The organism is Micromonospora sp. DT178, assembly GCF_049841695.1.
Classification (GTDB): Bacteria; Actinomycetota; Actinomycetes; order Mycobacteriales; family Micromonosporaceae; genus Micromonospora.
This window is the reverse complement of record NZ_JBNCKV010000017.1, coordinates 126,741-144,684: the sequence shown is the minus strand read 5'-3', so window position 1 is coordinate 144,684 and position 17,944 is coordinate 126,741. Positions and strand designations below refer to the sequence as shown.

Sequence of the window (17,944 nt, the reverse complement as noted above, 5' to 3'; positions counted from 1 at the left end):
CGGGCCCTTCGTCGTCCGACGAGCGAAGCGGCGGTGGTCCGGAGTCCCTGGCGGGGACACCGGGCCACCGCCGTCGCGGGTGACGCCAGGACGTGCCCGGCTCAGCCGACGGCGGCCAGATCGGTCAGCCGGGCGAGCGAGTCCTCCAGGTCGGCGCCGACCCTGCGCAGGCCGAGGCGGAGCAGGGCGGCCTTGACCGGACCGGCCGGCCAGCGTACGACGATGAGTCGCACGATCGTCCCGCCCTCCTCCTCGTCCGCGGTGAGCTGGACGTAGATCTCGGTGCGCGCCTCTGCCCGGGCACCGGCGCCCTTGGCGCGTTCGCGCCAGCCGATCAGGGTCGGCGCCTGATAGGCGATCACCTCGGCCTCATGCGCGGCGCCGCGTCCGGCCTGGACGAGTTGTCGTCGCCCGAAGCCCTCTCCCGAGAGCACCTCGGCCGCACGGACCCCCGCCAGCCAGGCCGGCAACTGCTCGGCCCGCTGCACGACGTCCCAGACCGCTTCCACTGGCGCCATCACGTGCGCACTGCGTTCCACGAGGATCATTTCCGTCTTTCCTCCAGTGAGGACATCCCACGATATCGGCACTCTATGCGCAAATTCGGACGTACTGGGACGGGTTTGGAAAAGACACGCCGAAATCCATTGCGCTGCGGCGCCGGAAGACCTATGGCGCATCGATCGACGGCGCTCTAGAGTCGCGAACACGATTCACGTACGCCGGGAGGGCGCATGTCGACCGCAGCGATGCCCGAGTTCCCCGCCGGTTTCCGCTGGGGGGTGTCCACCTCCGCCTACCAGATCGAGGGCGGCGTCGACGAGAACGGGCGGGGAGCGTCCATCTGGGACACCTTCGCCCACACCCCCGGGCGGATCGCCGACGGCAGCACCGGCGACGTGGCCTGCGACCACTACCACCGGCACGCCGAGGACGTCGCGCTGCTGGCCGGGCTGGGCGTCTCGGCGTACCGCTTCTCGATCGCCTGGCCCCGGGTGCGACCCACCGGCGACGGCCCGGTCGACGATCGCGGGCTGGACTTCTACGACCGGCTCGTCGACGACCTGCTCGCCCACGGCGTCGACCCGGTCGCCACGCTCTTCCACTGGGACCTGCCGCAGGCCCTCGAGGACGCGGGCGGCTGGCTGAACCGGGACACCGCCCACCGCTTCGCCGAGTACGCCGACGCGACCGCCGCCCGCCTCGGCGACCGGGTGAAGCTCTGGATCACCCTCAACGAGCCGTTCATCCACATGAGCCTCGGCCACGGCACGGGCGAGCACGCCCCCGGCCGGACGCTGCTCTTCGACGCCTTCCCGGTGGCCCACCACCAACTGCTCGCCCACGGCCTCGCCGTCGCCGCGCTGCGGGCACGCACCACCAGCCCGATCGCCATCGCCAACAACTACTCGCCCGTGTGGCCGGCCGGGGACACCGACGCCGACCGGGCGGCCGTCGCCGCGTACGAGGCGCTGCACAACCGCCTCTTCACCGACCCGCTGCTCGGCCGGGGCTACCCCGACGGGCTCGGCTTCGACACGGGCGTGGTGCGCGCCGGGGACCTCGACGTGATCGCCGCGCCGATCGACGTGCTGGGCGTCAACTACTACAACCCGACCGGCGTACGCGCCCCGCAGGAGGCCTCGCCGCTGCCGTTCGAGTTCGTGCCGCTCGACGGATACCCGCGCACCGCCTTCGACTGGCCGGTCGCCCCCGACGGGCTGCGCGAGCTGCTCGGCTGGCTGCGCCGCACGTACGCCGACGACCTGCCGCCCATCCAGGTCACCGAGAGCGGCTGCGCGTACGACGACATGCCCGACGCCGACGGCCGGGTGCACGACCCGGAGCGGATCGCCTACCTCGACGGGCACCTGCGCGCGGTACGCGCGGCGATGGCCGAGGGCGTCGACGTGACCGGCTACTTCGTCTGGTCGCTGCTGGACAACTGGGAGTGGGCGGAGGGCTTCACCAAGCGCTTCGGCCTCGTGCACGTCGACTTCGACACCCGGGCGCGTACGCCCAAGTCCTCGTACGCCTGGTTCCGTGACCTGATCGCCCGGCCGTGACCACCGTCGATCCGACGCCCGCGTCGCTGCCGGCGGCGCTCGCCGAGCCGACCGTGCCGGTGCGGCGGGGCTGGATCGCGCTGATCTTCGCGGCGAACCTCGGGGTCTGGATGGCGTTCTTCACGCCGATCCAGGTGCTGCTGCCGCAGCAGCTGGGGCGGATCGCGCCGGCCGACAAGGAGACCGCGCTGGCCGTGGTCACCGGCATCGGCGCGCTCGCCGCGGTGCTCGCCAACCCCCTCGCCGGGGCGCTGTCGGACCGGACCTGCCTGCGGCTGGCCGGGCGGGAGTTCGGCCGGCGGCACGTCTGGACCGCCGGCGGCGCGCTGCTCGGCGCGGCGGCCCTGGTGCTGCTGGCGCAGCAACGCACCGTCGCCGGGGTCGCGCTCGGCTGGGTCGCCGCGCAGGTCTGCTTCAACGCGATGCTGGCCAGCCTCACCGCCGCCGTGCCGGACCGGGTGCCGGTCGCCCAGCGGGGCGGCGTCTCCGGCTGGGTCGGCATCCCCCAGGCGCTGGGGCTGGTGCTCGGGGTGGTGCTGGTCACCGCCGTGGTGAGCGGCACCGCCGCCGGCTACGTGGCGATGGCGGCGGCGGTGCTACTGCTGGCCCTGCCGTTCGCGCTGCTCACCGCCGACGACCCGCTGCCCAGGGCGCACCGCCCGGCGCTGCGGTGGCGTGCCCTGCTCGCGTCGATGTGGATCTCGCCGCGCCGCCACCCCGACTTCGGCTGGGCCTGGATCACCCGGTTCCTGGTGCAGCTCGGCAACGCCCTCGGCACGCTCTACCTGCTCTACTTCCTCACCGACGAGGTGCGCCACGTCGACCCCGAGGGCGGCCTGCTGGTGCTGATCCTGCTCTACACGGCCGGCCTGGCGGCCACCGCCGTGGTGGCCGGGCGACTGTCGGACCGCTCCGGCCGGCGCAAGGTCTTCGTCATCACCGCCGGCGGGATCATGGCGGTCGCCGCGCTGCTGCTGGCCGTCGCGCCGGTCTGGCCGGTGGCCGTGGTCGCCGCGCTGCTGCTCGGCGCCGGCTACGGCGTCTACCTGTCGGTGGACGCCGCGCTCATCACCCAGGTGCTGCCGGCCGCGGCCGACCGGGCCAAGGACCTGGGCGTGATCAACATCGCCAACTCCGCCCCGCAGGTGCTCGGGCCGGCGATCTCCGCCCCGCTAGTGGTGCACCTCGGCGGCTATCCGGTGCTCTACGCGGTCACCGCGGCGGTCACCGTGCTGGGCAGCGTCCTGGTGCTGAAGATCCGCTCGGTGCCCTGAGCCGCACCCCTGGCGGAATCCGGTCGCGGGCCGCCGTAGGCTGGGGACGTGACGGTACGTGTACGCTTCGCCCCCTCCCCGACCGGTATGTTCCACGTCGGCGGCGCCCGCTCGGCGCTGCAGAACTGGATCTACGCCAAGCAGCAGGGCGGGGTGTTCGTGCTCCGCATCGAGGACACCGACGCGGCCCGCAACAAGCCGGAGTGGACCGAGGGCATCCTCTCCGCGCTGGACTGGATCGGCATCGAGCGCGGCAGCTACGAGGGCCCCCACTTCCAGTCCCAGTACGCCGGCGAGCACCGGGCCGCCGCCGCGCGGCTGCACGAGTCCGGCCGCGCGTACTACTGCGACTGCACCCGCGAGGCCGTGCAGGCCCGCACCGGCTCGCAGTACCAGGGCTACGACGGCTTCTGCCGCGACCGGGGCCTGCCGGCCGGCGAGGGGCGCGCCCTGCGCTTCCGCACGCCCGACGAGGGCGAGACCGTGGTGGTCGACCTGATCCGCGGCGAGCCCACCTTCGAGAACAAGCTGATCGAGGACTTCGTCATCGCCCGGGGCGACGGCTCGCCGGTCTTCCTGCTCGCCAACGTGGTCGACGACATGGCCATGGGGATCACCCACGTGATCCGGGCGGAGGAGCACCTGCCCAACACCCCCAAGCAGCAGCTCCTCTGGGACGCCCTCGGGGTCAAGCCGCCGATCTGGGCGCACGTGCCGGTGGTGGTCAACGAGAAGCGGCAGAAGCTCTCCAAGCGCCGGGACAAGGTGGCCCTGGAGGCGTTCCGGGACGAGGGCTACCTGGCCGAGGCGATGCGCAACTACCTGATGCTGCTCGGCTGGGCGCCGTCGGGCGACCGGGAGATCGTCCCGTGGTCGGTGATCGAGGAGGAGTACCGGCTGGAGGAGGTCAACCCCTCCCCGGCGTTCTTCGACGAGAAGAAGCTCCGGGCGTTCAACGGCGAGTACATCCGGGCCCTCTCGGTCGAGGAGTTCGTCGAGGCCTGCCGGCCGTGGCTGACGGGCACCGGCACCATCGCCCCGCCGCCGTGGCAGCCGGAGGAGTTCGACGCGGACGCCTTCGCGGCCGTCGCCCCGCTGGCGCAGACCCGGATCGCGCTGCTCAGCGAGATCGTGCCGAACGTCGACTTCCTCTTCCTCGACGCGCCGCTGATCGACGAGGCCGCCTGGGCCAAGGCGATGAAGGAGGGCTCGGCGGAGCTGCTGGACGCCGCCACGGCGGCGTTCGAGGCGCTGGAGTCGTGGGACGCGGAGACGCTGAAGTCGACGCTGGAGGCGGTCGGCGCCGAGCGCGGGCTCAAGCTCGGCAAGGCCCAGGCCCCGGTGCGCGTCGCGGTCACCGGCCGCACCGTCGGGCTGCCGCTGTTCGAGTCGCTGGAGGTGCTCGGCCGCGAGCGCGTCCTGAGCCGGCTGCGCGCCGCCCGGGTCCGCCTGGTCTGAGCCGCCGCACGGGCCACACCACGCCAGCGCGACGTATCCATCGGCGCCCGGACCGTCCGGTCCGGGCGCCGCGGCGTCGAGCCGTCCGGGCGCCGCGGCGTCGAGCAGGGCGTCCGGGTGCCGGGGCGTTGAGCCGGGCGCCCGGGTGCCGGGGCGTTGAGCCGGGCGCCCGGATGCCGGGGCGTTGAGCCGGGCGTCCTGGTGTCGGGGCGGATGCCGCTCAGCGACGGGCGGAGCGGCGGCGCAGCAGCAGGCCGGCCGCGAGGGCGGCGAGGAGAAGCACGCCGCCGAGGGCCCACAGCCAGCCGCGCCCGGCCGCGTCGTCGCTCTCCTTCGCCGCGGGTACCGCGGATCCCGGCGAGCCCGCGCCCGCCGGATCGGGCGCGGCCGAGGTCGGCGCGGCAGCGGCCGAGGTCGGCGCGGCGCCGGCCGAGGGCGGTACGGCCGACGCCGGGGCGGTCGGGCCGGCGGTGCCCGCGCCGGTCGGCGACTCGGCGGGGGTGCCGGTGGTCAGGGTGAACCGCACCTCACCGGAGACCGGGTGCCCGTCGCTGGACGCCACCCGGTAGTCGACGATGTAGAGCCCCGCCCGGCCCGGCTTGAACGGCACGCTCACCCGCGAGCCGGAGAAGGTCGGCGCGCCGCCCAGCGCGGCCACGTTGTCCGGACCGGTGACTGTGATCTTCGTCGTATTCGGGTCCACCTTCGCCAGGAAACGCAGCTCGATCCGGGACGGCGCCTCGGCCACCCGGGCGCCGTTGCGCGGATCGCTGCCGGTCAGCGAGTTGTGGGCGGCCGCCGGCGCGGCCGGCAGCAACAACGACACACCGAGCGCCACGCCGAGCACCACTGGCCAGGTGCGCGCCACTCGTGGGAACCTGCCCCCCATGAACCCCTCCGTAAAGGTACGATCCGCCCGCTGATCAACGGCTACCGTTCATTGGTCGGGCCGGGATCACAGATAGTTCCAATTACTGTTCCACGAGCTGCAACCGATCGACGTTCTGCGCAGTCTTGAGGGTGGCACCCTGCACGGGTTCGGTCACCCCCGTCAGCCAACCAACGCGTGACCTGCAGCAAGCCAGCCATCGAACGGGGCGAGGAGGCGGCGATGGTCCGAACGATGCGGCGGTTGGTCGCGGTGTTGGCGGGCGGGCTCGCGGCGGCGGTCCTGTCGCTCGGTCCGGCCGGGACGGCGACGGCGGCACCGAAGCCCGCACCGGCCGGAGTGGAGATCACCGGGCAGGGGTTGGCGGAGCCACTGCGGCTGCGCGCCGAGGCCCAACCGGCGCACGTGGTGGCGATCATCGACCAGGTCAACTTCCTCGGCCGTACAGGGCAGCCCAAGGGCCCGAAGGCGGCCGACCTCGGTCCGAAGTACACCGTCGTGGTGTTCGCCGGTGACGTCCCGAAGCAGACCTACGACCTCTACCCGAAGGCGGTCGGCGGGCCGCGCGTCTACCGCCCGGCCAAGCAGCCGGACGCCCGCAAGACCGTCGCGGGCTGGTTCCTGGGCCGGCTCAGCATGTCGGAGACCCTCCGCACGGCGGGCGTGCCGCTGGAGCGGCAGTTCGACACCGTCAGCGGGGGCGTCGGCGGCGGCGAGCGGGTCATCCCGGAGGACGCCCTCAACCCGGCGAAGGACATCGACGAGGCGCTCGGCGAGTTGCAGCGGCTGCTGCTGCTCAACGTCGCGGTGGTGCTGGTCATCACGTCGGGGCTCGCCGGGATCGCGCTGCTGGTCCGCCGCCGCACCCGCTGACCCGCGCCAGCCCGACCGTCACCCGACGCCCCACCGCCCCGGGCCGGCCCCGCCCGGGGCCGGGTCGGCGCGAGCCGGTCGCGGGCCGACGCGCACGGCCGACGTCCCCGGCCGGCGCGCACGGCCTCCGGCCGGGTCAGACCTCCAGGACCACCTTGCCGCGGACGTGTCCCGCCTCCACCAGGCGCTGCGCGTCCGCCGCCTGCGCCAGCGGGAACGTCCGTTCCACGTGGACGGTCAGCCGGCCGGCGTCCACCAGCCCGGCGAGCATGCCCAGGTCCACGGTCGACGGCTTGACGAACAGATAGCTGCCGCCCAGCCGGGTGACGTGCTCCGGGTCGGCCGTCGAGATCAGCCGCGCGGGACGGGTGACCAACTCGGCCGACACGTCGAGCGCGTCGCCGCCGAACAGGTCGAGCACCACGTCCACCCCGTCGGGCGCGACCGCGCGGACCCGGTCGGCCAGCCCGTCGCCGTACGCGACCGGCTCGGCGCCCAGCGACCGGACGAAGTCGTGGTTGGCCGCGCCGGCCGTGCCGATCACGCGGTCGGCGCCGAGCGCGCGGGCGATCTGCACCGCCAGGTGGCCCACCCCGCCGGACGCCCCGTGCACCAGCACCGTGTCGCCGGCTCCGGTGCGGGCCGACTGGAGCGCCTGGTACGCCGTGAGGCCCGCCAGGGGCAGGCCGCCCGCCTCGGCCCAGGACGCCCGCACCGGCTTGGCCGCCAGCGTCCGCTCGGGCGCCGGGACGAGTTCGGCGTACGTGCCGTACTGGACGTGGTCGCGTCGGACGTAGCCGACGACCTCGTCGCCGACGGCGAACCCGGTCACCGCCGGCCCGACCGCCTCGATGACCCCGGCCGCGTCCCAGCCCGGTACGAGCGGGAAGTGACCCGGGATCGCACCGGCCAGGTACCCCTCGCGCACCTTCCAGTCGACCGGGTTCACCCCGGCCGCCCGGACCCGTACGAGCACCGTGTCCGGGCCGACCGGCGGGTCGGGCAGGTCCCGGACGGTCAGCAGGTCGGCCGGGCCGTACGTGTCGATCGCGATCGCCTTCACCCCGACCACGCTAGCGGCCGGGCGGCGTCGCCGTGGTCAGCACCAGCGGCGTGGCGGCCGCTCGCGGCGGGTGACGCGCTGCCGGGGACGGACCGGGCCGTGCCGGTGCGCGCCGGCCCAGCCGGGCAGGTCGCTGCGGCAGCCCGGGGCCTCCGCCGGCTCGGCCTCGCCGGTCGCAGCCGGCTCGGCGACGCGCTGCCGGGGCACCGTGACGTCGTCCTCGGGGCGCTCGGGCGCGCGGGCCGGGTGCTCCGGCGAGTGGGCCGGGAACCCGCCGGGCAGTCGGCGGTGCTTGGCTGCCGCCGGCTGCTCGTGGTGGCCCGGCCGGCAGGGCTCGCCCTGGGCGCAGCCGTGCTCGGCCTCCCCGTGCGCCATCGGAGTCTCCTCACGCTCGCCCCACCCGCCGGGGTCGCTCCGACGGGCCCTGTCACCGTACTGGCCGGCACCGACGCCCCCCGCAGCCACCCGACTCCCCCACCCCGCACACCCCCTCCCCTCGCGATCATGGAGTTGCGGTGGGAATTTCGTACGCCGGTGCAGCTTTCGTCCCCCACCACGACCGCATGATCGGCGGGAACGGGTGGGGTGGGAGGTGTGGTGGGATCGGGGGGTGGGAGCGCGGAGTCGGGTGGGGGCCGGGACGGGTGGGCGCGATCTTCTGCTCGCGTGCGCGTCCCTGGTCGGCGGGGCGGTCATGTACGGCCTCGGCACGCAGCCGCAACTGTCCTGGCATCCGGGCCTGCCGGAACCGCTGTTCCTGCTGCCGCTGGCGGTGGTCTGCGTGGCCGTGGGCCTGCGCCGGGTCGCCACCCGGGCCAGCCTGGCGCTCGGCACGGTGGCGGTGCTGGCCGACCTCGCGATGGGCGGCTCGCTGGCCACCGTCCTCGTCTACACCCAGGTGCTCTACGACGCGTGCGTGTTCGGCTCGGCCCGGACCTGGCGCCGGCTGCTCCAGGTCATGGTCGGGTTGAGCGTCCTCGGCACGGCGGTGGGGGTGCTGCTGAGGGGCGACTGGCGGGGCGTGGGCTTCGGGGCGCCCGTGGTGCTGGCCGGGGTGCTGCCGGTGCTCACCGGGATCAGCGTGCGGCAGTACCGGGACCAGGCGGTCGCCGAGCGGGCCCGGGCCGAGCAGACCGCCCGGCTGGTGGAGCTGGACCGCCGGCAGGCGGTCGGCGCGGAGCGGGCCCGGATGGCCCGGGAGCTGCACGACGTGATCGCCAACCACCTCAGCGCGGTCGCCATCCACGCCACGGCCGCGCTCTCCGTGCCCGGGCTCGACCGGTCGCAGGTCGAGTCGGCGCTGCGCGTGATCCGGGAGAGCAGCGTGCAGGGGCTGGGCGAGATGCGGCAGATGATCGGCCTGCTGCGGGAACCGGCGGAGGGCGGGACGGCCGTCGACGCGACCGACGAGACGACCCGGGCGCGGCTCAGCGAGGTGGACGCTCTCGTGGACCGGGTCCGCGCCGCCGGGCTGACCGTCCGGGCGACCCGGCGCGGCGAGCCCCGCGCGCTGCCGGTCGGGGTGGACCTGGCCGCGTACCGGATCGTGCAGGAGTCGCTGACCAACGCGCTCAAGCACGGCGCCGGCGAGGCCGACCTGCTGGTCGCGTACGAGCCGGCGGGGGTGGTGGTGGGCGTGGAGAACCCGGTCGGCGCCGGCCGTGGCACCCTGACCGGCGCGGGCGCCGGCCTGATCGGGATGCGGGAGCGGGCGGTGCTGCTCAACGGCCGGTTCGCCGCCGGTCCGGCGGGGGGCCGCTGGCGGGTACGGGTGGAGCTGCCCACGGAGGTGGCGCCGTGAGGGGACGGGGCGCGACATGGCCGAGGTGATCCGGGTGCTGCTCGCCGACGACCAGCCGACGGTGCGGGCCGGGCTGGCGCTGATCCTGGCCGGGGCGGCCGGCGTCGAGGTGGTGGGCGAGGCCGGGGACGGCGCCGAGGCGGTCCGGCTGTGCCGGGAGCTGCGCCCGGACGTCGCGGTGCTGGACGTGCGGATGCCCCGGCTGGACGGCATCTCGGCCACCCGGGAGATCGCCGCCGACCGGCTCGCCGACGTGCTCGTGCTCACCACCTTCGACGTCGACGAGTACGTCTTCGGGGCGCTGCGGGCCGGCGCGGCGGGCTTCGTCCTCAAGGACATCGACGCGGAGGGGCTGGTGGCGGCGGTACGGACGGTCGCCCGGGGCGAGGGGTTCATCGCCCCGGCGGTCACCCGCCGCCTGATCACCGCGTTCGCGGCGACCGCCCCGGCCACCTCCGCCGCGACCCGGGGGGCGGTGGACGCGCTGACGCCCCGGGAGCGCGACGTGCTGGCCTGTCTCGGGCTCGGCCTGTCCAACCAGCAGGTCGCCGACCGGTTGGCGATGGCCGAGAGCACCACCAAGACCCACGTGAGCCGGATCCTCGCCAAGCTGGACCTGCGCAGCCGGGTGCAGGCCGCCATCCTGGCCCAGGACCTGGGACTGCCCGCCCCGCCGCCGGCCTGACCTCACCCCCGCCCGGCGCGGAGCCGCAGGTCGGGGCGTGTCAGGCTGGGGCGGTGAGCGAGCCGGGCGGGACGGAACTGTCGGCCACGCTGCGCCGGATCGAGCGGGCGGCGGGGGCGCTGGCCAGCGCCAGCGTGGCCCGGATGGACGAGGCGCTGCCCTGGTTCCGCGACCTGCCGCCCGACCACCGCTCCTGGGTGATGCTGGTGGCCCAGGCCGGGGCCCGGTCGCTGGTGCAGTGGCTGCGTGACGGCGGCGGCAGTGCGGACAGCACCCAGGAGGTCTCGGACGAGGTCTTCGCCACCGCGCCGCAGGCGCTCGCCCGCTCGATCAGCCTCCAGCAGACCGTCGCGCTGGTGAAGGTGATGATCGACGTCGTCGAGGAGCAGGTCTCGCACCTGGCGGCGAAGGGCGAGGAACAGCAGTTGCGCGAGGCGGTGCTGCGCTTCTCCCGGGAGATCGCCTTCGCCGCCGCCCGGGTGTACGCCCGGGCCGCCGAGTCGCGCGGCTCGTGGGACGCCCGGTTGCAGGCGCTGCTGGTGGACGCGCTGCTGCGGGGCGACTCGCCGGACGTGCTGGCGAGCCGGGCGGCGGCGCTCGGCTGGGCGGACGCCCCGCCGGTGGCGGTGGCGGTCGGCCGCTCCCCCGGCGGGGAGGTCTCCGCCGTGCTGCACACCGTCCACCGGCAGGCCCGGCGCATCGGCACGGAGGTGATCGGCGGGGTGCACGGCGACCGGCTGGTCATCGTGCTCGGCGGCGCCGCCGACCCGGTCGCGGCCACCGGAAAGCTGCTCGGCGCCTTCGGGGACGGGCCGGTGGTGGTCGGTCCGGCCGTACCGAGCCTGGACGAGGCGACCGAATCGGCGCGCGCCGCGCTGGCCGGCTTCCGGGCCGCACCGGCCTGGCCGACCGCGCCCCGGCCGGTGCCGGCGGACGACCTGCTGCCGGAGCGGGCGCTGGCCGGGGACGCGGAGGCGCGCCGACGGCTGCGGCACGACGTCTACGCCGCGCTGGTGCGGGCCGGCGGGGAACTGCTGGAGACCCTCGACGCCTTCTTCGCGGCCGGCGGCACGCTGGAGAGCGCCGCGCGGTCCCTGTTCGTGCACCCGAACACGGTGCGCTACCGGCTGCGGCGGATCTCCGACGTCACCGGCTTCTCGCCGCTGACGGCGCGGGACGCGTTCGCGCTCCAGGTGGCCCTCACCGTCGGCCGGCTCGACCCGGTGGTCCCGGTGGTACCAACCCAGACAATGACCACGAGTGTCAACAAAACACCACACACAGGTGATGATCGCCGCCGATTTTTGTAGGAACCCTCCAAAGGTTCTAGTGCGGTTTGGTCGAAGGCGGCACAGCGCTACCCGCGCGTATCCGGGAGAGTCATAGACGTGCTCGCCGTACTCTCACCCGGCCAGGGTTCCCAGAAACCCGGCTTCCTGACTCCCTGGCTGGACCTCACCGGCGCCGAGGCACGTCTGCGCTGGTGGTCGGCGCTGGCCGGGGTCGACCTGCTGCACCTCGGCACCGCCGCCGACGCGGACGAGATCAGGGACACCGCGCGCACCCAGCCGCTGCTCGTCGCCGCCGCGCTGCTGGCCGCCGAGCACCTGCCGATGTACGACGTCACGCTCACCGCCGGCCACAGCGTCGGCGAGCTGGGCGCGGCGGCGCTCGCCGGGGTGCTCCCGGCGGAGGCGGCGATCACCCTGGCGGGCGTACGCGGCCGGGAGATGGCCGCCGCCTGCGCCCTGGAGCCGACCGGGATGGCCGCCGTGCTGGGCGGGGACCCCGACGAGGTGCTCGCCTCGATCGTCGCGCACGGGCTGCACCCGGCCAACCGCAACGGCGCCGGCCAGTTCGTCGCCGCCGGCGCCGTCGAGGGGCTGGAGAAGCTCGCCGCCGAGCCGCCCGCGAAGGCCCGGGTGATCCGCCTGAAGGTGGCCGGCGCCTTCCACACGCCGTACATGGCCCCCGCCGAGACGGCGCTGGCCGCCGTGGCCGCCGGGATCACCCCGACCGACCCGGCCCGGATCCTGCTGTCGAACCTCGACGGGGCCGCGGTCAACCACGGGCGCGACATGGTGCAGCGCCTGGTCCGCCAGGTCACCGCGCCGGTGCGCTGGGACCTCTGCATGCGTACCCTGGCCGACCTCGGGGTGACCGGCGTGATCGAGCTGCCCCCGGCCGGCACCCTCGCGGGCCTGGTGAAGCGGGAGCTGAAGGGGGCCGGCGCCCCCGAGGTGGTCACCCTCAACACCCCGGACGACCTGCCCGCCGCCCGGGACCTGATCGCCCGGCACGGGATGGCGCCGGGTCACGAGCCGACCATGCAATTCCGCGTGGTGGTGGCCCCGTCGGCCGGTACCTTCGAGCCGGCGCGGGAACTCGCCGAGGGCGACACGCTCCGCGCCGGCCAGGTCGTCGGCCACGTGGCCACCCGGCAGGGCCCGGTCGAGGTGACCGCGCACGGCAGCGGCGTGCTCACCGAGTGGCTCGCCCACCACGATGACCCGGTCGCGCCGGGCCAACCGCTCGTCCGCATCGGAGGACACGCATGACCGGCAGCCGGATCGTCGCGCTGGGGCACTACCAGCCCTCCCGCGTGGTCACCAACGACGACATCGCCCAGCTGGTCGAGACCAGCGACGAGTGGATCCGGGACCGGGTCGGCATCGTCACCCGGCGGATCGCCGACGGCGAGACGGTCGCCGACATGGCCGCCGCCGCCGCCGGCAAGGCGCTGGCCAACTCCGGGCTCACCGCCGCCGACATCGACCTGGTCGTGGTAGCGACGTGCAGCTCCGCCGACCGCAGCCCGAACGTGGCCTGCCGGGTCGCCGCCAAGCTCGGCATCACCGCGCCGGGGGCGTTCGACCTCAACACGGCCTGCTCCGGCTTCGCGTACGCGCTGGGCACCGTGGACCACGCCATCCGGGCCGGCGCCTCGCGCAACGCCCTGGTCATCGGCGCGGAGAAGCTGTCCGACATCGTCGACTGGACGGACCGCTCCACCTGCATCATCTTCGCCGACGGCGCCGGCGCCGCCGTGGTGTCGGCAGTCGGCGAGGGCGAGCCCGACGGCGTCGGCCCGGTGGTCTGGGGCTCGGTGCCGGAGCGCGGCGACGCGGTACGCATCGAGGGCTGGCGCCCGTCCATCCAGCAGGAGGGTCAGTCGGTCTTCCGCTGGGCCACCACGGAGCTGGCGCCGCTGGCCCGGCAGGCGTGCGAGCGCGCCGGGGTGGACCCGTCGGAGCTGGCGGCCTTCGTCCCGCACCAGGCCAACGCCCGCATCATCGACGGCATCGTCAAGCGGCTCGGCATCCCCAACGCGATCGTCGCCAAGGACATCGTCGAGTCCGGCAACACCTCGGCGGCGAGCGTGCCGCTGGCCCTGTCCAAGCTGGTCGAGCGGCGGGAGGTGCCGTCCGGCGCCCCGGTGCTGCTCTTCGGCTTCGGCGGCGGCCTGACCTACGCCGGTCAGGTCGTCCGCTGCCCCTGAGAAGCCCCTCCGGCCGCTGCGCCGGGGAGTGACGGCCGGCGTCGTCGGCCGTCGAATGATCCACGATGAGAGGAACCAACCGCAATGACCCGTGACGAGATCACCGCCGGCCTCGCCGAGATCCTCGAAGAGGTTGCCGGGGTGAACCCGGACGACGTGGCCGAGGGGAAGTCCTTCACCGACGACCTGGACGTCGACTCGCTCTCCATGGTGGAGGTCGTGGTGGCGGCCGAGGAGAAGTTCGGCGTCAAGATCCCGGACAACGAGGTGCAGAACCTGAAGACCGTCGGGGACGCCGTCAGCTACATCGAGGCGCAGTCCTGATCATGGCTCACACCGACGTCGTCGTCACCGGGCTCGGCGCGACCACCCCGCTGGGCGGGGACGTCGCGTCGACCTGGGACGCCATGCTCGCCGGCCGCTCCGGGGTGGGTCCGCTCACCCAGGAGTGGGCCGAGCAACTGCCCGTCCGCATCGCCGCCCGGCTCGCGGTCGAGCCGACCGGCCTGATCGACCGGGTCAAGCTGCGCCGGCTCGACCGTTCCGAGGCGATCGCGATCATCGCGGCGCAGCAGGCCTGGGCGGACTCCGGCCTGGCCGACTCCGGGCTGGACCCGGAGCGGCTGGGCGTCAGCGTCGGCTCGGGTATCGGCGGCGCGCTGACGCTGCTCGCCCAGGACGACATCCTGGAGGCGTCCGGCCCGCGGCGGGTCTCCCCGCACACCATCCCGATGCTGATGCCGAACGGCCCCGCCGCCTGGGTGGGGCTGGAGCTGGGCGCGAAGGCGGGGGTGCACTCGGTCGCCAGCGCCTGCGCGACCGGCGCCGAGGCGATCGCGCTCGGCATGGACATGATCCGTGCCGGCCGGGCCGACGTGGTGGTGGCCGGCGGCACCGAGGCGGTCATCCACCAGCTGCCGATCGCCGGGTTCAGCTCGATGCGGGCGATGTCGACCCGCAACGACGAGCCGGAGCGGGCCTCCCGGCCGTGGGACAAGGGCCGCGACGGCTTCGTGCTCGGGGAGGGCGCGGGCATCCTGGTGCTGGAGCGGGCGGAGCACGCCGCCGCCCGGGGCGCCCGGGTCTACGCCCGGCTGGCCGGCGCCGGCCTCACCTCCGACGGCTACGACATCGTCCAGCCGCATCCGGAGGGCGAGGGCGCGATCCGGGCGATCGCGAAGGCGATCGCGGACGCGGGCGTCGCCAAGGCGGACATCGTGCACGTCAACGCGCACGCCACGTCGACCCCGGTCGGTGACGTCGCGGAGATCACCGCGCTGCGCGCGGCGCTGGGTGACCACCCGGTGCTGACCTCGACCAAGTCGATGTCCGGTCACCTGCTGGGCGCGGCGGGCGCACTGGAGTCGATCGCCACCATCCTGGCGATCCGCGACGGCGTCGTACCGCCGACGATCAACCTGGACGACCCCGACGACGGGCTCAGCCTGGACGTGGCCGCCAACGAGGCGCGCCACATGGACATCCCCGCCGCGCTGAACAACTCGTTCGGCTTCGGCGGTCACAACGTGGCTCTCGTCTTCACGCGGGCCTGAGACCACAGCCATGGAGGCTCACGTGACCACCACCGCCGTTGGCGTGGACGCGTCGTCCGTCGCGGACCACCGGGATCCGGAGGTGCGGCTCCGGGCGTTGTTCGACGCGGGTTCGTTGCGGTTGTCGGTGCCACGCGACACCTCGGGTGTGCTGTGGGCGCGGGGTGAGATCGACGGTTCGCCGGTCGTCGCGTACGCCACGGACGCGACGCGGATGGGCGGGGCGATGGGCACCGAGGGGTGCCGGCACGTCGTGGACGCGATCGACACCGCGGTGCGGGAGCGGGTGCCGGTGATCGGGTTGTGGCACTCGGGTGGCGCGCGGTTGGCCGAGGGCGTGGTCGCCCTGGACGCGGTGGGTCAGGTGTTCGCGGCGATGGTGCGCGCCTCGGGGCGGGTGCCGCAGATCTCCACGGTGCTGGGCCCGGCGGCCGGTGGCGCCGCGTACGGGCCGGCGCTGACCGACATCGTGGTGATGAGCGGCGCGGGCCGGATCTTCGTGACCGGTCCCGAGGTGGTACGCAGCGTCACCGGCGAGCAGGTCGACATGGCCCGCCTCGGTGGGCCCGAGCCGCACGGCCGCCGCTCCGGGGTGGTCCACGTGACCTGCGCCGACGACGAGACGGCGCTGGTCGAGACGCGCAGGCTCGCCGCGCTGCTGGGCCGGCAGGGGCGGCTGTCGCCCGACGACGTGGCCGCCCAGGACGAGGGGGCACACGACCTGACGGCGAAGATGCCGGTCGAGACGAACCGGGCCTACGACGTCAAGCCGGTGGTGAAGGCGCTGCTGGACGCCCCCGGGGTGGAGCTGCACGCCAAGTGGGCGCCGAACGTGGTGACCACCCTGGGGCGCTTCGCCGGGCGTACCGTCGGGGTCATCGCGAACAACCCGCTGCGCCTGGGCGGCTGCCTGGACGCCTCCAGCGCCGAGAAGGCCGCCCGGTTCGTGCGCATGTGCGACTCCCTCGGCGTGCCGCTGATCGTCCTGGTCGACGTCCCCGGCTACCTGCCCGGCCTGGGCCAGGAGTGGGACGGCGTCGTCCGCCGGGGCGCGAAGCTCCTGCACGCCTTCGCCGAGGCCGTCGTGCCCCGGGTCACCCTGGTCACCCGCAAGGCCTACGGCGGCGCGTACATCGCGATGAACTCCCGCTCCCTGGGCGCCACCGCCGTGTTCGCCTGGCCCAACGCCGAGGTCGCGGTGATGGGCGCCGGCGCCGCCGTCAACATCCTGCACCGCAAGAAGCTCGCCGCCGTCCCCGCCGAGGAGCGCGAGGCGCTGCGCGCGCAACTCGTCGAGGAGCAGACCCGCATCGCCGGCGGCGTCAACCGGGCGCTCGAGATCGGCGTCGTCGACGACGTCATCACCCCGGCCGAGACCCGCCGCCGCATCGCCGAAGCCCTCGCCGCCGCCCCCGCCGCACGAGGCGCCCACGGCAACATCCCCCTCTAGACCGACCACGGCATCGGTGCGGCCACCGCGTGACGGCCGGCCGACGTACCGCCGGAAGGGCCCGCGCTCAGCACGAGCGCGGGCCCTTCCGCGTCGCTCAGCCCCGGTTGCGGGGGTGCTGGCGGGCGGTCCGCTCGTTGCCCCGGCGGTAGTTGCCGGTCCACCGGGCCATCACGAGCTGCGGGTCGCCGTTGACCTCGGCGAGGAACTCCGCCGCCCGGCCGCCGCGCAGGGTGCCCGCCGCCCGGCCATGGTGGGTGATGACCACCGTGCCGTCGGACCGTTCGACGTACGCGAAACCCTCAGCCGTTGCCATGTGCGCGAGGGTGCCAGGCGGGGCGGGCCGGACGCGACCCGGTTTCCGGCTTGACTCTCCAGCGGCTGGAGGCAGGAGGCTTCTCGACGTGGACGACCGCACCGACCTGTTCACCATCGGGCAGCTCGCCCGCCGGACCGGCCTGTCCGTCCGGACGATCCGCTTCTGGTCCGACCTCGACCTGCTCCCGCCCACCGCGCGCTCCACCGGCGGCTACCGCCTCTACGACGCGGCGGCCGTGGCCCGGCTGGACCTGGTCCGGAGCCTGCGGGAGCTGGGGATCGGCCTGGACGACGTGCGCCGGATCCTCCAGCGGCGGATGAGCGTCCGGGAGGTGGCACAGGCGCACAGCCGCGCCCTGGACGCGGAGATCCGCACGCTGCGGCTGCGCCGGGCGGTGCTGCGGTCGGTCGCCCGACGTGGCAGCACGACCGAGGAGTTGAGACTGATGAACGACCTGGCCCGCCTCTCCGCCCAGGAGCGGCAGCGGATCATCGACGAGTTCGTCGCCGAGGTCTTCGGCGGCGTGGAGCCCGGCCCCGGCGGCGACGGGCTGGCCCTGGCGATGCGGACGCTCCCCACCGACCTGCCCGACGAGCCCACCGACGAGGAGGTGGACGCCTGGATCGAGCTGGCCGAACTGGTCGCCGACCCCGCCTTCCGGCTGCGGGTACGGGCGATGGCGGTGGCCGGGGCGGCGGCGACCTCCCCGCCGCCGGCGCTGCCCTCCATCGAGCCGGCGCGCGCCGCGCTCGCCGCCGGGATCGCCCCGGACTCCGGACGGGCGCGGGCGGTGCTCGACGAGATGGTGGACCCGGGGCTGTCCCGCGCCGAACGGCTCGCGCTCGCCGACGGCGTCGCGGCCTTCACCGACCGGCAGGTGGAGCGGTACTGGCAGCTGATCGGGGTGCTCAACCGGCGGCCCCCGTTCCCGCCCGCGGTGCCCGCCGTGGAGTGGCTGGTGGCCGCCCTGCGCGCGGCGCCCTAGATCAACCACGTTGACGGCGCCGTTCCGCG

Annotated in this window: 18 protein-coding genes; 13 read left to right on the top strand and 5 right to left on the bottom strand. The window is 74.7% G+C overall.

Features of this window, described 5'->3' with window-relative positions; genetic code table 11:
• Window positions 1-101: 101 nt before the first annotated feature.
• Complete coding sequence (locus tag ACLQ22_RS26030) at window positions 102-548, bottom strand: SRPBCC family protein (RefSeq protein ID WP_121400347.1); 447 nt, start codon at window positions 546-548, stop codon at window positions 102-104.
• Between the two features lie 186 nt (window positions 549-734).
• On the opposite strand from ACLQ22_RS26030, the gene ACLQ22_RS26025 reads away from it, so the two are divergent.
• The 3 genes from ACLQ22_RS26025 to gltX are packed head-to-tail and all read left to right on the top strand — an operon-like array spanning window position 735 to window position 4,798.
• Window positions 735-2,066, top strand: coding sequence for a GH1 family beta-glucosidase (locus ACLQ22_RS26025; protein ID WP_425694633.1), 1,332 nt, complete (start codon window positions 735-737; stop codon window positions 2,064-2,066).
• Entirely contained in the window at window positions 2,063-3,340 is a 1,278-nt protein-coding gene (locus tag ACLQ22_RS26020) for an MFS transporter (protein WP_425694632.1), read from the top strand. Before ACLQ22_RS26025 ends, ACLQ22_RS26020 begins: the two co-directional genes overlap by 4 nt.
• Before the next feature lie 48 nt (window positions 3,341-3,388).
• A complete protein-coding gene (gltX, locus tag ACLQ22_RS26015; protein WP_425694631.1) occupies window positions 3,389-4,798 on the top strand; it encodes a glutamate--tRNA ligase in 1,410 nt (469 codons plus the stop codon).
• Between the two features lie 220 nt (window positions 4,799-5,018).
• On the opposite strand, the gene ACLQ22_RS26010 is transcribed toward gltX, so the two are convergent.
• Window positions 5,019-5,666, bottom strand: a complete 648-nt coding sequence (locus ACLQ22_RS26010; protein ID WP_425694630.1) for a copper resistance CopC family protein — start codon at window positions 5,664-5,666, stop codon at window positions 5,019-5,021.
• Between the two features lie 243 nt (window positions 5,667-5,909).
• Between ACLQ22_RS26010 and ACLQ22_RS26005 the strand changes: the two genes are divergently transcribed.
• Window positions 5,910-6,560, top strand: coding sequence for a hypothetical protein (locus ACLQ22_RS26005; protein ID WP_425694629.1), 651 nt, complete (start codon window positions 5,910-5,912; stop codon window positions 6,558-6,560).
• Between the two features lie 136 nt (window positions 6,561-6,696).
• On the opposite strand, the gene ACLQ22_RS26000 is transcribed toward ACLQ22_RS26005, so the two are convergent.
• A complete protein-coding gene (locus tag ACLQ22_RS26000) occupies window positions 6,697-7,623 on the bottom strand; it encodes an NADP-dependent oxidoreductase (protein ID WP_425694628.1) in 927 nt (308 codons plus the stop codon).
• A gap of 36 nt (window positions 7,624-7,659) precedes the next feature.
• A complete protein-coding gene (locus ACLQ22_RS25995) occupies window positions 7,660-7,998 on the bottom strand; it encodes a hypothetical protein (RefSeq protein WP_425694627.1) in 339 nt (112 codons plus the stop codon).
• A gap of 235 nt (window positions 7,999-8,233) precedes the next feature.
• On the opposite strand from ACLQ22_RS25995, the gene ACLQ22_RS25990 reads away from it, so the two are divergent.
• The 8 genes from ACLQ22_RS25990 to ACLQ22_RS25955 all read left to right on the top strand — a co-directional run bounded on the left by ACLQ22_RS25990 (window position 8,234) and on the right by ACLQ22_RS25955 (window position 16,611).
• Entirely contained in the window at window positions 8,234-9,424 is a 1,191-nt protein-coding gene (locus tag ACLQ22_RS25990) for a sensor histidine kinase (RefSeq protein ID WP_425694626.1), read from the top strand.
• 16 nt (window positions 9,425-9,440) lie between these two features.
• Window positions 9,441-10,109 carry a response regulator gene (locus ACLQ22_RS25985; protein ID WP_425694625.1) on the top strand — a complete coding sequence of 223 codons (669 nt, stop codon included), beginning with the start codon at window positions 9,441-9,443 and terminating at the stop codon, window positions 10,107-10,109.
• Entirely contained in the window at window positions 10,106-11,419 is a 1,314-nt protein-coding gene (locus ACLQ22_RS25980) for a PucR family transcriptional regulator (protein ID WP_425694667.1), read from the top strand. Before ACLQ22_RS25985 ends, ACLQ22_RS25980 begins: the two co-directional genes overlap by 4 nt.
• Window positions 11,420-11,497: 78 nt before the next feature.
• Window positions 11,498-12,667, top strand: coding sequence for an acyltransferase domain-containing protein (locus tag ACLQ22_RS25975; RefSeq protein WP_425694624.1), 1,170 nt, complete (start codon window positions 11,498-11,500; stop codon window positions 12,665-12,667).
• The gene (locus tag ACLQ22_RS25970; protein ID WP_121400337.1) at window positions 12,664-13,608 is read left to right on the top strand and encodes a beta-ketoacyl-ACP synthase III; all 945 of its coding nucleotides are present in this window, start codon (window positions 12,664-12,666) and stop codon (window positions 13,606-13,608) included. Before ACLQ22_RS25975 ends, ACLQ22_RS25970 begins: the two co-directional genes overlap by 4 nt.
• Before the next feature lie 84 nt (window positions 13,609-13,692).
• Window positions 13,693-13,932 carry an acyl carrier protein gene (locus ACLQ22_RS25965; protein WP_007072348.1) on the top strand — a complete coding sequence of 80 codons (240 nt, stop codon included), beginning with the start codon at window positions 13,693-13,695 and terminating at the stop codon, window positions 13,930-13,932.
• Window positions 13,933-13,934: 2 nt separating this feature from the next.
• Window positions 13,935-15,161 carry a beta-ketoacyl-ACP synthase II gene (gene fabF, locus ACLQ22_RS25960; RefSeq protein WP_121400336.1) on the top strand — a complete coding sequence of 409 codons (1,227 nt, stop codon included), beginning with the start codon at window positions 13,935-13,937 and terminating at the stop codon, window positions 15,159-15,161.
• A 10-nt stretch (window positions 15,162-15,171) separates the two neighbouring features.
• The gene (locus ACLQ22_RS25955) at window positions 15,172-16,611 is read left to right on the top strand and encodes an acyl-CoA carboxylase subunit beta (protein ID WP_425694623.1); all 1,440 of its coding nucleotides are present in this window, start codon (window positions 15,172-15,174) and stop codon (window positions 16,609-16,611) included.
• 97 nt (window positions 16,612-16,708) lie between these two features.
• On the opposite strand, the gene ACLQ22_RS25950 is transcribed toward ACLQ22_RS25955, so the two are convergent.
• Window positions 16,709-16,927, bottom strand: a complete 219-nt coding sequence (locus ACLQ22_RS25950; protein WP_425694622.1) for a hypothetical protein — start codon at window positions 16,925-16,927, stop codon at window positions 16,709-16,711.
• A gap of 88 nt (window positions 16,928-17,015) precedes the next feature.
• Between ACLQ22_RS25950 and ACLQ22_RS25945 the strand changes: the two genes are divergently transcribed.
• The gene (locus ACLQ22_RS25945; protein WP_425694621.1) at window positions 17,016-17,915 is read left to right on the top strand and encodes a MerR family transcriptional regulator; all 900 of its coding nucleotides are present in this window, start codon (window positions 17,016-17,018) and stop codon (window positions 17,913-17,915) included.
• The last annotated feature ends 29 nt before the right edge of the window (window positions 17,916-17,944 follow it).

Coding starts and splice junctions, on each gene's coding strand:
- ACLQ22_RS26030 (WP_121400347.1), bottom strand. CDS start 548: ATGATCCTCGTGGAACGCAGTGCGCACGTGATGGCGCCAGTGGAAGCG.
- ACLQ22_RS26025 (WP_425694633.1), top strand. CDS start 735: ATGTCGACCGCAGCGATGCCCGAGTTCCCCGCCGGTTTCCGCTGGGGG.
- ACLQ22_RS26005 (WP_425694629.1), top strand. CDS start 5,910: ATGGTCCGAACGATGCGGCGGTTGGTCGCGGTGTTGGCGGGCGGGCTC.
- ACLQ22_RS25995 (WP_425694627.1), bottom strand. CDS start 7,998: ATGGCGCACGGGGAGGCCGAGCACGGCTGCGCCCAGGGCGAGCCCTGC.
- ACLQ22_RS25985 (WP_425694625.1), top strand. CDS start 9,441: ATGGCCGAGGTGATCCGGGTGCTGCTCGCCGACGACCAGCCGACGGTG.
- ACLQ22_RS25970 (WP_121400337.1), top strand. CDS start 12,664: ATGACCGGCAGCCGGATCGTCGCGCTGGGGCACTACCAGCCCTCCCGC.
- ACLQ22_RS25965 (WP_007072348.1), top strand. CDS start 13,693: ATGACCCGTGACGAGATCACCGCCGGCCTCGCCGAGATCCTCGAAGAG.
- fabF (WP_121400336.1), top strand. CDS start 13,935: ATGGCTCACACCGACGTCGTCGTCACCGGGCTCGGCGCGACCACCCCG.
- ACLQ22_RS25955 (WP_425694623.1), top strand. CDS start 15,172: ATGGAGGCTCACGTGACCACCACCGCCGTTGGCGTGGACGCGTCGTCC.
- ACLQ22_RS25950 (WP_425694622.1), bottom strand. CDS start 16,927: ATGGCAACGGCTGAGGGTTTCGCGTACGTCGAACGGTCCGACGGCACG.